This window comes from Hymenobacter cellulosivorans (genome assembly GCF_022919135.1).
Classification (GTDB): Bacteria; Bacteroidota; Bacteroidia; order Cytophagales; family Hymenobacteraceae; genus Hymenobacter; species Hymenobacter cellulosivorans.
In genome coordinates, this window is record NZ_CP095049.1 from 2,833,780 (window position 1) to 2,846,078 (window position 12,299).

The window sequence follows — 12,299 nt, forward strand, 5'->3', positions numbered from 1 at the left end:
GTTACGTTGACAACGTCAGCCCGCGAGATTCCTCGGTTGCGCGTTGCTTCGCTCGTAAGGACGTTCTGCTTTTTTCCGGAGGGCTAGTGGGTGTAGGGACCCCAGTCGTCTTCGAAGTAGCGCACCAGGGCCTGGTTGTTGAGCTGATTGATTTCGGTGGGCACCTCGGCCATGTCGGGCGGGAAGTGGAGCATTTCCTTGAGCGTGGCAGGGGTGAGGTAGCGCAGGCCCTTGGGCAAAGCGCCGTCGCCGCGCCAGTGGCCGTTGCGGCCGGCCAGCACATAGCCCCACTCCCCGAAGGAAGGCACATAAGTGTGGTAGGGAATGGTGTGGAAGCCGGCGGCCTGCAGGGTGTGGCTGATGCACCAAAACGACTTCTGGGCCACGTAGGGCGAGGTGCTTTGTACTACCATCAGCCCATTGGGAGTCAGTAATTTGTGCAGCTCGGTGTAAAACGAGGTGCTGTAGAGCTTGCCGATGGAGTAGTTGGAGGGGTCAGGAAAGTCGACGACCAGCAGGTCATAGCGGGTCGTGTCGTGGCGCACCCACTGGTAGGCGTCGCCGTTGATAACCTGCACTTTGGGGTGGTTCAGGGCGCCCTTGTTCAGGGCCAGCAGCATGGGGTTGTGCTGAAATAAATGGGTCATACCCGCGTCGAGGTCGACGAGGCGGATGTGCTGGAGCTGCGGGTACTTAAGCAGCTCGCGCACGGCTAGGCCGTCGCCGCCGCCAAGCACGAGGACGCGCTGGGCTTTCGGCAGAGCCTGCATGGCGGGGTGTACCAGGGCTTCGTGGTAGCGGTACTCGTCGGCGGAGCTGAATTGGAGGTTGCCGTTGAGGAACAGGCGCAGCTCACGGTTGTTGCGCGTGAGCACGATGCGCTGGTACACAGTGCTTTTGCTGTAGATAACCTGGTCCTGAAAGGCCATGGTTTCGGTGTAGGTCATGATGCGCTCGGCGTAGCCAAAGCCCACGGCCAGCAGCAGCAGGGTCCCGACCATAATACCTGCAAAGCTGCGGCGGTAGGGCCGGGTTTCGGGGAAGCGGTAGAGCGCCACGGCGGCCACCACCACGTTCAGAGCACCGAAAAACAGGGACGTGCGAATCAAACCGAGCTGGGGCACCAGCACCAGCGGGAAGATGAGCGAAGCCAGCAGGGCCCCGATGTAGTCGAAAGTGAAAACCCGGGAAACCAGGTCCTTGAACTCGTAGCGGTTTTCCAGAATCCGCATCAGCAGCGGAATTTCCAGGCCTACCAGAATGCCGGTGAGGCCTACCAGGGAGTAAAGAATCAGCCGAAAGGAGCTGACGTACTCGAAGAGCACAAAGAGCAGGGGCGCCGAGAAGCCCCCAACCAGTCCCACCAGGATTTCGAGCCGGATAAACCACTTGAGCAGGAGCCCGTCGAGGTAGCGGGAAAGCCAGGAGCCGATACCCATCGAAAACAGGTAGGCCCCGATGATAGTAGAAAACTGCGTGACCGAGTCGCCGAGCAGGTAGCTGGCCAGGGTGCCGGCAATCAGCTCGTAGATCAGGCCGCAGGTGGCAATGACGAACACCGAGCCCAGCAGCAGGGCCGGCAGGTGGTCGGGGCTACTGCTGGTGCGGCGGCTCTGCTGGTTGGGCGGCGTCAGCACGGGCTGGTTAGCCATGAATGGCGGAACTGATAATCAGGGCTACCGAGAGCATAAACGCCGCGGCCACAATGGCCAGGGCCGTGTTGTGCTCGTCCACGATTTCCTTCCAGAGGGTCTTGGGCGTGAGCTTGTCGATGATGATAAAGCTGAGCACCAGAATCAGAATGCCCAGCACCGAATACACGATGGAGGCGGTAATGAGCTTGAAGTTGAGGTATTCCATCGGTGAGTTAGTGATTCAGTGAATGAGTGAAGTAGATGGATGGCGTGGATGCGAGTCAAGAGCGACAACTCACTCATTTACTCAATCACTCATTCGCCTATTTATGGTAGAAGTTGGAGCGGCCGCTGTGGCCACTGGAGTGGCCGCCGGTGCCGTTGAGGTTTTCGGTGGTTTCGTTGTCGTCGCCGAGCAGACGCACGCCGTGCAGGCTGATGTAGAGGTAGCTGGCGTAGGTAAGCAAAGCCAGGACGAGGTAAAGGCGCAGATTCAGCAAGTCGCGGAGCATAGGGGCGGGCGAAAAGGCGTTAGGTCAGGTGCGGGGGTGGGAAGTTGCTTTGTTCCCAGCGCTGGTGCTCGTGGCTGTGGCGGCGGTAGAACAGCACGGCGGGGTAAAGCAGCAGCGCCAGCACGACGAGCAGCAGGTTGCTGGGCACCCAGGGATTCTCGGTGACGGTGACCGAAAAAGTCACCTGCCGGTTGTAGTCGGTGGCAGGGTAGAGGTTGAGGTGGTAACGGCCGGGCGGCACCTCGGCCAGGGTAGCCTCGGCCTCCACGCTGCCCTCCGACCAGCTGTAGCCATCCTCTACGCCGGAGTAGTGCTCAATGCTCTTGGTGAACTCGAAGCCCTGTCCGGTTTGCTCATTAACCAAGCTCACGGGTAGCTCCAGCCAGGTATTGTTCACGGAACTGTGTACCTCGAAGTTGAGCACCGCCGGCCCCTGGTGCACCTCAAAGGACTCCGAGACCTGAACTTTGCCGGTGGCGTCGGCCGTAGCCAGCGGGGCAGCGCCCACGTCACTGACAAACTCCTGATTCAGTAGCTCGCGACGGGGGCGCACGCCCACCATGACCAGCTCGGTGAGCAGGGTCAAAATCAGCAGCAGCCAGGTCAGGTTCTTCAGCGCGGGCCAGGAGTTGCCGCCGGGCGGGGGCTGCACGGCACCCACGCCCGAGCGGTAGGGTAGCCGGGACATCGTCAGCCCGAAAGCCTGGGCAATGTGCTTCGGCTCGATGTGCTCGGCGCGGTACCAGTGCACCGGCCGGTTCTTGGCCTTTTCCTCGACCAGCATCAGGGGCGGGGCCACAAACTCGGTGACGGTCAGCTGCTCGTCGTCCAGGACGTTCCAGTCGAACTCGCCCGTAGCGTAGAGGATGCGGGGCTGGTACTTGTTGTAAATATGGAACGTGGTGTCGCCGTCCAGAGCTACGCGGTGGCTGCCCGAGCGGCCCGGCAGGCCCTTGTGCTCCTGGTCGGAAGGCTTGATAAACGTCCAGTGCCCCTCGTACACGGCCAGCTGGGCATAGCCCGTATCGGGGTTGAAGAGCATGAATTCGAGCCAGCGGGCCGGCGAACTGGCTTCCTTGCGGAGCATGTAGCCCGTTACACGGTACTGTAGGCCGTCGGGCATGGTCCCGATGCTGCCCAGCGGCAGGATAGGCGCTTCCCGCGGCACGTCCTGAAACGACTTAAGCCGCTCGGTCGTCCCGTTGGGCTGCCGCTTAAACAGGGTGTGGCACTCCGGACAGCCGAAGACAGTACTGGCTAGCGGGTCATAATACGTGAGCTGGGCCAGGCAGCTAGGGCAGGCGACCCGGGCTTCGAGAGAAGTAACCTGGCCGCTCATCGGGCTACTTCGGTTTTGGTCAGCTCGGTGGCTTCGAAAAACCGTAGCGTTTCAGCATACAGTTGCCGGACGGTGGCCGAATTGTCGCGCTGGTAATTCGACAAAAACACGTCGAAAGTGGCTTGCCCAAACTCGGGCCAGGTGTGAATGCTCAGGTGGGACTCGGTCAGGCCAACCACGGCCGTAAAGCTGTGGTTGGGAAACGAGTGGTACACTTCGCCCACTTTTACTAGCCCTAAACGATTAATCTGCTGGTCGAAAAACGCCTGGCAGGCCGCGGCATCCGTCAGGTGGGCCACTGGGGCGCGGAACGTAGCCAAGATGTGGAGCCCGGGAGTATAAAGCTGCATTCAGTAACTATCAGGCCCAAAAAAGTATAGCACAACAGTTTCAATATTACGCAGGATGCGGCAAACCCCCAAGTGTAGGCCGGTTAGCGCAGCTGAAACAGGTCGTCGACGCCCAGCAGGCGGCGGCAGGTAAAGCCCTCGGCGAAGGGCACGTTGATGTACTTGCCACAGTCGCGGGCCTGGCCTTCGAGAATTTTGAGAAAGTCGGGGGAGGAAATGTAAGTCGAGGTCGGGTCTTCGTAGTCGGGGTGGTAAAACTGGCTTTTGAACGCTGTTACGGCCTCCAGCTTCCGGTCCCAGTACTCGGTGATGTCCACGACGATATCGGGCTTGACGTAGGTATTGTGGATGACTTGCAGCATCAGGTCGGGCCGCCAGGCGGGCTGGGGCTGGTCTTGCCAGAGGGTTTCGATTTTGGGCAGGCCCGAGAGAAATGCCGCGTCGTGGACTAGGTTGGCGGCCCGGCCGTGGTCGGGGTGGCGGTCCACGTTGGGGTTGGTCAGGATAATAGAGGGTCGGAAACGGCGGATAACCTGGATGACTTGCCGTTGATGGGCCTCATCGTTGAGGAAGAACCCGTCGCGCATGCCCAGGTTTTCGCGCATGTGCAACCCCAGGATGCGGGCCGAGTCGGCGGCTTCCTCGGCGCGCAGCTCGGCCGAGCCCCGGGTGCCCAGCTCCCCGCGCGTGAGGTCGACGACACCCACGCGGCGGCCCTTGGCAATGTGCTTCATCAGCGTGCCCGCGCAGCCCACTTCGGCGTCGTCGGGGTGGGCGGCAATCATCAGAATATCTAACTTCATAAAGGACGGAAAGCGGAGTATAGAGCCGGTATGAATCGGCTAGTATAGACAAAAGAACGTCATGCTGAGCGTAGTCAGAACAACTCTGGTACCACGATAGGCAGATTACCGTGGCAGTAGAGATGCTTCGACTGCGCTCAGCATGACGAGTATTTTGGCAATGTCAGCCCGCCGGATCTTTCGCAGAACTCGGAATGACGTGCTGAAACGGGTGCGGGCGTTTTATTACGCCAGCACCTGAATGACGGCTTCCGAGAAACGCTCCATTTCTTCGAGTTGGGGGCTGCACTGGAGCAGGAACAGGTCCACGCCCACGGCCTCGAAAGCGGCAATACGCTCGGCCACCTGGTCGGGAGTGCCGGTGAGGCCGGAGCGCAGGCCGCGGTTGGATACGGAGTAATCCTGCAAACTCACCTGGTTTTCGAGCTGGGTGCCGGCCAGCCATTGCTGGTAGTTTTTGTAGCCGGCCGCCGAGCCCTGCACGTTGGTGATGCGCTCCAGCTCCTTTTTTACCTCGGCTTCCGTGTTGCGCACCACTGAGTAGGCGGCCACGCCGAACTTCATGGGTGGCAAACCGAGCTTGTCGCGACGCTGGCTGAGGTCCTGAATGCGGCGGCCGATGGCCTCGGGCTCGTCGCCGTGCATTACGTAGCCGTCGCACTGGGCTGCTATCATGTTCTTGGCCGCCTCCGACTCTCCGCCGGCGTAGATAAAGGGCCGGGGGCGCGACACGGGCTTGGGCTGCAGAATCGAGTCAGTGACCTGGTAGAACTTGCCCTCGAAGGTGAAGTGGTCCTGTTTCCACATGTTGTCCACCACGTGCAGCCACTCGGCGGTGCGGGCGTAGCGGTCGTCGTGCTGCTCGAAGTGCACACCGTACTTCTTGGCCTCATCCTGCCACCACGACGATACCACGTTCAGCGACAGGCGCCCGTTGCTGATGTGGTCGATGTTGGCGGCCTGCTTGGCCAGCAAGGCCGGCGAGTGGAAGGTAGGCCGCACGGCCACCATCAGCTCGATTTTCTTGGTCACGGCGGCCAGGGCGGCGGCCGTGCTCCAGGCATCCAGGCTGGGGGCTTCCTCGCCCTTGATGTCGTTCAGGTTCAGCTCGGCAATCAACGACAGGTCGTAGCCCAACTCCTCACTGCGCTGGGCCAGCGTCTTGACGTAGTCCCAGTCGGCGCGCATGTTCTCGTCCTCGACGTTGCGCAGCCACCCGCCAAAAACGGGCATCCAATATCCGTAACGCATTATACCGTGGCGGTTTCAGGTTGAACTTCGGTAGCAAAGGCGGTGGCGGCTACGCCGGGCAGCTGGCTTTCGAGGTAATCCACGAAGCGGGCGTAGGGGTCGAAGCCCACCACGTTCACGGCGTCGGCCACGAAGTTGGACAGGGCGTTGACGTCGTAGAAAAGCACGTCGCCGGTGCGGTCGTCAATCAGGTACTCAATGCCGCCCACGTCGATTTTGGCGGCGGCCACGATGCGCTCCACGGCTTCGATAACCTCCGCGGGGGGCGTAAAGGCTTCCACCTGAATGCCTTTCTTGGGCGCTTCGGTCAGGCAGAACTCGGCCGACTGCTCCTCGGGAATCTGGCAGATTTCGGCCGGGCAGAGGTTGAAGCTTTCCCCGGTCGTAAACACCTTCATGGCGTAGAGAAACTTCCCATCGAGGGTTTCTACCCGGTGAATGTTGCCGCCGCGGGGCGTCACATACTCCTGCACCAGGGCCGTTTGGTCGATGCCCAGGTCAATCTGACCCGCGGCCACGGCCGATTCTACGCCCTCAATCGTGTCGAAGCGGATGATACCGGCCCCGCTGCCGCCGATGTTGACTTTGACCACAATCGGGAACTGCAGCTGCTGGGCAGCGTCGGCAATGCGGGAGGCGTGGTTGACCACGAAGGATTTGGGATATTTCAAGCCCAGGGAAGCAAACAGGGAAAGCTGCCGGGCCTTGTTGGTTTCGATGGCCGTTGCGGCCGAGCCGTTGATGATGCGCGTGCCAATACGCTCCAAATGCGTAGCAAAACCAGCCGTGTGGAAGATACCCTGACCGTGGCCGCGCAGGTAGGCTGAGGAGCTCATTCGGTTCACTACCAGCGAGTAGCGGCTCTCGGTTTCGGAGGGGTCGAAGAGGTGGTGGGCAGCGTCAATCTTTTCGTAAGGCAGGCCCCGGCGGTCAAGCTCGGCAAACAGGGGCTTGAACCATTCGGGGTGCTCGTAATAAATGCCTATCGGCTTTTGGGGCTGGGCCATGAGTTGTATGAAAAAAGGAGTGTGACAAGAGAAAGGCCGCGGTTGGGCGGCAGAATCGGCAATGCCCGCAAGTGCAGAGCCTGCCCAGTAACTGATAGGCGTTAGAAACCCACAGCCAGAACCGACCGACGCGCGGCCACGCAGCAACGGGCTGTCAGGCGAAAAACCAACAAGGCAGGGGCAGCAATGGGCTAATAGCCAGAGCAGGGGGGCAGGACCGGAAGAGCAGGAGCTAGTCGGTCAGCGGGCAGGGGAGAAGGAAACTAGCAACAACAGCCAGCCCCAGCCAGAGGCCAACAACAGCCTGCGGCAGAGGCAGACTGGGGCTGGGCTACGAAAGCAGCGGAAAGGGCAGAAAAGTTGTTGGCAGTGTCCACGGCAACTTGTTTTTATATGGTCAGGACTTGGCACCGTTCCAGCTCATCACTGGGGGTTGCCGGCGTATCGTCGAGCCTGTCTCTCCACGCCTCTGTATAAAAACAATCCTTTGGTCAGAAAGAATTGACTCTGCAAAGGTAAGGCGACGCGCAGCACAGTTACAATACCCCGGCCGGGCCCCGTCTTCCCGCCTTCTTAACGCAGAGTAGCCTATAAACAGAAAAGCCCCGCAGAGGTTCCGCGGGGCTTTTCTGTGAATAAGAGTAAGGCGCTTTAGGGCAGCTCACGGGCTGGTTTGGACTTTATTTTGACTTTGCTCTTGCCGGATTTTGGTTGGCGGGATGTTGCCGAAAAAGCGTTGGGGCGGGCTCCCAGTACCTGTTCGGCGGCCACGCGCTGCAGGGAGGCGGCATCGGCCGGCGAAATGCCCAAGGCCGCAGCGGCTTGTTCGTTGGGCCCTAGCCGGCGCGGGTCGTAGCCGGTTATTTCGCCAAACAGCACGCAGGCATTCAGGTAGGCACCCCACCGGCTGGGGTGGTAATGGTCTTCGCCCCAGAGGTTGAGCTTGCCCGCTTCGGGCTGGTAGGAATTGCGCATGGCCACGCCGGCCTGCATAGCCCGCAACCAGGCGTCGCCGGCCGGAGCCACGCCCGCGAAACGGCCATTGGCCTGGGCCGCGCCGTAGTAGCCGCGGTGCAGATCCTGGGTCATCGAGTCGAGGGGCAGGCCGGAATAGGCTTTGCCAGGCAGGTAGGTTTGGTCGGCCCGAGCCCAGGTTTGGTAGAAATACAGCCGGGCGGCAGGATTGGCCTGGTGCACGGCCTGTTCGATGCGGGTCGAATAGTCGCGGAATGTGTCGGGGCGGCCGCTGCGGCGGGCGGGCAGCGGGTACATGCTGTGCTCCTGCAAAACCACCGTGTTCCAGCGCGGCTGCTGCAGCGTATGCCGGGCGCTGTCGTAGTGCAGCTTCAGGGATTCGCCGTTGATGCATTGAAAATGCACCTCGTAAGCTAGGCCGGCCTGGTCGGCAAACTTCTTGAAAATGGCCGGAATACCGCCCCAAGCCCCGGTTTTCTGTTTGCCAACCCGCTCGATGGTAATCGTTTCCGGGTTGTAATTAAACACCGGGTTGTAGCGGCCGTGCAGGAAGCTGTTGCCAACGAACAGGATAGTGTTGGGCGCAGGTTGAGTTTGCTGGGCCTGGCTACCGAGAGGCCCGAGCAAGCCCAGCAGCACAAACGCGTTGAAGGAGCTGAGCCGAAGCCAGGAGAAAAGCATAGAGGAAACGACGCGCGGGAAATCAGGCCGACAAGCCCAGCAAAAGTAACGGTTTGCGGCCGCCGTTGGCTACTGCCGGTTGTCGGTCCCCGGCCCCGCCGATTCCCGGGTCAGGTCCGACTCGGCCGGGACCAGCTGGCCCTGCAGTGCCAACCGGTGCCGTTCCTCATCGAACTCGCCCTCACTTTTGGCAATGACCAGCGTGGCCACGCCGTTGCCGATGACGTTGGTAATAGCCCGGGCCTCACTCATGAACCGGTCGACGCCCAGCAGCAACGCCACGCCTTCCACCGGTATAACCTTAGTAGCGGCCAGGGTAGAGGCCAACACAATAAAGCCTGAGCCCGTGACGCCGGCCGCGCCCTTGCTGGTCAGCATCAGAATGCCAATTAGAGTCAGCTCCTGGGTCAGGGAAAGCTCGATATCAAAGGCCTGGGCCAGGAATACGGTGGCAATGCTCAGGTAAATACTCGTGCCGTCGAGGTTAAAGGAATAACCCGTCGGGATGACCAAACCAGCCACCGAGCGGGAGCAGCCGTAGCGCTCCAGCTTGTCAATCATGCGCGGCAGGGCCGACTCCGACGAAGACGTACCCAGCACCAGCAGAATTTCCTCCTTGATAAAGCCCAGGTAGCGCCACAAGCTCAGGCCGTAGTAGCGCATAATCAGGTTTAGCACCCCGAAAATGAACAGGAACATCGTTAGGTACACTACCAGCATGAGCTTGCCCAGCGGCAGCAGCGTGCTGATGCCGTACTTGCCGATAGTAAAAGCCATGCCCCCGAACGCGCCCAGCGGAGCCAGTTTCATAACCAGTCCCAGCACGGCAAACATCACGTGCGACAACCGCTCAAAGGTGCCGATCAGGGGCTTACTGTAGGCGTCCGGAATCCGGCCCAGGGCCACGCCAAACAGCACGGCAAACAAGAGCACCTGTAGCACGTCGCCCTCGGCAAAGGCTCCAACCACGCTGTGGGGCACCACGTGGGTGAAGAATTCCACCCAGTTCATTTCGCCGGCCTGGGCGGTATATTTCGAGGCTTCGGCAGCCTGGGCTGCCGTTTGGGTCGCTACGCCGGCCCGTGCGTCGATGCCCGCGCCGGGATGGGTCAGGTTGGCTGCCGTTAGCCCAATGACCAAGGCCAGGGTCGTGACTATTTCAAAGTAAAGCAACGCCTTGCCACCCACGCGGCCCACCTTTTTCATGTCGCCCATGCCCCCAATGCCCAGCACCACCGTCAGGAAGATGATGGGCGCGATGAGCATTTTTATCAGGTTGATAAATGTGTCGCCGATGGGCTTGAGGGCAGCGCCGAAGCTGGGAAACAGGGCTCCTACTGCCACGCCCAGCGCTATGGCAGTCAAGACCTGTACCGTGAGATTGGACGAGAGTTTTTTCATGAAGTCGGGGGCGGATGGGAAAGAAGCGGGAGGGTTCCTACTCCAAATCCATCGGGCGGGTTAGTGCCGCAGTAGCTGGGCGTGAAGATACCCGGAATCAGGCGGGGCAGAACCAGGTGTCGGCAACGCGGCAAAAAGGCTGCGGAAACTAGGTGACATAACAGAAGCTGGCTATTGTAAAAATTACAATAATTGGCTATATTATCCTGGTTCGTCAGTCAGGCCTTGCTGGCACTGGCTGAGCCGGCCCGGCGGCCGTTCTGCGGTTGGTCTTACCCTCAAGCATTGCTCACTACAGCCCGATTCCCATGAAAAACATCCTGGTTCCCACCGATTTTTCGCCCGCGGCTCACCATGCTTTTGACGTGGCCGTGCGCCTGGCCCAGCGCACCGGCGGCGCCATCACGCTGCTACACGTAGAAGAGCACAACGACACGCCCCGCTTCAGCTCGTCCGGGGGGCGTATTGGCGGCAGCAGCCTCGAAGACGTGTTTATGCTCAAGTACCTGCAGAAAATCAAGCAGCAGATGCACGAGCTCATGGCCGAAGCCCGGCACCTGGCCCCGGAAGTGCCGGTGACGGATGTGCTGCGCACGTCGAGTTTGGTCAACTCGGTGCTGGAGGTTATTGCCGAGCGGCAGATTGACTTGGTGGTGATGGGTGCCCACGAGCACAGTGCCTGGCAGCATTTTTTTGCCGGTTCCAACACCGAGCGACTGGTCCGCACCGCACCCTGCCCGGTACTCACCGTGAAGCACCCCGAAATGCAGTTCAACGTGCGGCACATCGTATTTCCGTCCGACTTCTCGGCCGAGGCCGACCGCGCCGTTCCCGATTTGCAGCGCATTCAGGCCGTGTTTCCCGACGCCACCCTGCACCTGCTGAAAGTCGTGCCCGACATCGACCAGTATGCCACGGCCATGGCCCGGATTCAGGACTTTGCCGAGCGCCACCACCTGCAACACTGTGAGCCCGAAGTTATTGACGCCGCCGATGCCAGCGTGGGTATTCCGCTGTTTGCCCGGCAGACCCACGCCGACCTGGTCGTAATGCCCACCCACGCCCGCACCGGCCTGAGCCATTTTCTGCACCACAACGTAGCCGAAAACGTGGCCCGGCACGCTCTTCCGCCGGTGCTTACGTTCCGGCTGTAGCGCCCGGGCCACCTCGACAAGGTCTTTTTCAGCCGCCGTTCCCTGTCGGAGCGGCGGTTTTTTAGGCTGCTACCAGCTTCGCAGTTGCCTATTTGGATGCGGGGCTAAACCTAAGGCGGCCTGAACGAGTTGAAACAGCCAGCCGGTTTTGGCCGGCGCTTTTCAACTCTTAAAAATCACCCCTAGCGAATGGCTACCACCCCCAAACACTGGTTTATTACCGGCGTCAGCACCGGTTTCGGAGCGGCCCTGGCCGAGCTGCTGCTCGAAAAAGGCGACAAAGTAGCCGCTACCTTCCGCCAGCAGGAGCAAGCCGACGAGTTCACCCAAAAAGCCGGCGAAAACGGCCGCGGCTTCGTGGTCGAAGTAACCGACGAAGCCCAGGTCAAGCGGGGCATTGCCGCCGCCATTGCCCACTTCGGTCACTTGGATGTCATTGTCAACAATGCAGGCTACGGCTCGTTGGGCAGCATCGAGGAAATCGACGCGGCTGAGGTGCAGCGGCAGTTCGACGTCAACGTATTCGGGCCTTTGCACGTGTTGCGGGCCGTATTGCCCCACCTGCGGGAACGGCGCAGTGGCCACGTGCTCAACATTACCAGCATCGGCGGCCTGAAAACCTTCCCCGGCGTGGGCGTTTACAACGCCAGCAAGTTTGCCCTCGAAGCCATTGGCGAAAGTCTGGCCCAGCAGGTGGCTCCGCTTGGCATCAAGGTTACCAACATCGAACCCAGCGGCTTCCGCACCGATTGGGCCGGCCGTTCGGCTAATGTCGTCACCACCGGTATCGAGGACTATCAGGCCACGGTGGGCGAAAACCTGAAGGGCATTCAGGGCTACAGCGGCCGGCAGCCCGGCGACCCGCAGCGTGCCGCCCAGATTATGTATGACCTGGTACGAGAGGAAAATCCGCCCCTGCACCTGCCCCTGGGCAAAGCTGCCGTCAAAGGGGCCCGGGACAAGTTTGCTAACCTCGTGAAAGAACTGGAAGCCGTGGCCAGCCTCGGCGACTCGGCCGACTTCCCGGAAGGCCAGTAGCCTGTTTAGGTTAGCCCTGTTTACACAAATGCCCTTGGACCATTGGTCGAAGGGCTTTTGTATTTGGGGGCAGCTTAACAAATCCGTTACGGTGCGCAGGAATATGCCTTGAGCTGGGCAGTAGGAGAAGGGTAGTATATTAAGGTTTGTTTAT

The 12,299-nt window shown here is 60.5% G+C and carries 12 protein-coding genes and 1 riboswitch; of the genes, 2 read left to right on the forward strand and 10 right to left on the reverse strand.

Features of this window, described 5'->3' with window-relative positions; all coding sequences use genetic code 11:
- Nucleotides 1-83 precede the first annotated feature (83 nt).
- The 10 genes from MUN80_RS12025 to MUN80_RS12070 all read right to left on the reverse strand — a co-directional run bounded on the left by MUN80_RS12025 (nt 84) and on the right by MUN80_RS12070 (nt 9,953).
- Nucleotides 84-1,652 (reverse strand): polyamine aminopropyltransferase, encoded by a 1,569-nt coding sequence (locus MUN80_RS12025; protein ID WP_244724267.1) that lies wholly within the window; start codon nt 1,650-1,652, stop codon nt 84-86.
- Nucleotides 1,645-1,860, reverse strand: a complete 216-nt coding sequence (locus tag MUN80_RS12030; RefSeq protein WP_244724270.1) for a DUF350 domain-containing protein — start codon at nt 1,858-1,860, stop codon at nt 1,645-1,647. The genes MUN80_RS12025 and MUN80_RS12030 overlap by 8 nt, the downstream gene beginning before the upstream one ends.
- A 97-nt stretch (nt 1,861-1,957) precedes the next feature.
- The gene (locus MUN80_RS12035) at nt 1,958-2,146 is read right to left on the reverse strand and encodes a hypothetical protein (RefSeq protein ID WP_244724273.1); all 189 of its coding nucleotides are present in this window, start codon (nt 2,144-2,146) and stop codon (nt 1,958-1,960) included.
- Nucleotides 2,147-2,165: 19 nt separating this feature from the next.
- Complete coding sequence (locus MUN80_RS12040) at nt 2,166-3,485, reverse strand: DUF4178 domain-containing protein (RefSeq protein ID WP_244724275.1); 1,320 nt, start codon at nt 3,483-3,485, stop codon at nt 2,166-2,168.
- Nucleotides 3,482-3,835 carry an S-adenosylmethionine decarboxylase family protein gene (locus tag MUN80_RS12045; RefSeq protein WP_244724278.1) on the reverse strand — a complete coding sequence of 118 codons (354 nt, stop codon included), beginning with the start codon at nt 3,833-3,835 and terminating at the stop codon, nt 3,482-3,484. The genes MUN80_RS12040 and MUN80_RS12045 overlap by 4 nt, the downstream gene beginning before the upstream one ends.
- 83 nt (nt 3,836-3,918) lie before the next feature.
- Complete coding sequence (gene bshB1 / locus MUN80_RS12050; protein ID WP_244724281.1) at nt 3,919-4,638, reverse strand: bacillithiol biosynthesis deacetylase BshB1; 720 nt, start codon at nt 4,636-4,638, stop codon at nt 3,919-3,921.
- Nucleotides 4,639-4,863: 225 nt separating this feature from the next.
- Nucleotides 4,864-5,889: an LLM class flavin-dependent oxidoreductase gene (locus MUN80_RS12055; RefSeq protein ID WP_244724283.1), complete on the reverse strand. Its 1,026-nt coding sequence runs from the start codon at nt 5,887-5,889 to the stop codon at nt 4,864-4,866.
- The gene (locus MUN80_RS12060; protein WP_244724293.1) at nt 5,889-6,896 is read right to left on the reverse strand and encodes an ATP-grasp domain-containing protein; all 1,008 of its coding nucleotides are present in this window, start codon (nt 6,894-6,896) and stop codon (nt 5,889-5,891) included. Before MUN80_RS12060 ends, MUN80_RS12055 begins: the two co-directional genes overlap by 1 nt.
- Nucleotides 6,897-7,282: 386 nt before the next feature.
- A riboswitch (SAM riboswitch) is annotated at nt 7,283-7,376 on the reverse strand.
- A 171-nt stretch (nt 7,377-7,547) separates the two neighbouring features.
- On the reverse strand, nt 7,548-8,552 hold the full coding sequence (locus MUN80_RS12065; RefSeq protein ID WP_244724296.1) for a DUF4886 domain-containing protein: 1,005 nt from the start codon (nt 8,550-8,552) through the stop codon (nt 7,548-7,550).
- Between the two features lie 69 nt (nt 8,553-8,621).
- Entirely contained in the window at nt 8,622-9,953 is a 1,332-nt protein-coding gene (locus MUN80_RS12070; protein WP_244724299.1) for a dicarboxylate/amino acid:cation symporter, read from the reverse strand.
- A 308-nt stretch (nt 9,954-10,261) separates the two neighbouring features.
- Between MUN80_RS12070 and MUN80_RS12075 the strand changes: the two genes are divergently transcribed.
- Complete coding sequence (locus MUN80_RS12075; RefSeq protein ID WP_244724301.1) at nt 10,262-11,107, forward strand: universal stress protein; 846 nt, start codon at nt 10,262-10,264, stop codon at nt 11,105-11,107.
- 189 nt (nt 11,108-11,296) lie between these two features.
- Nucleotides 11,297-12,145, forward strand: a complete 849-nt coding sequence (locus MUN80_RS12080; protein WP_244724304.1) for an oxidoreductase — start codon at nt 11,297-11,299, stop codon at nt 12,143-12,145.
- The last annotated feature ends 154 nt before the right edge of the window (nt 12,146-12,299 follow it).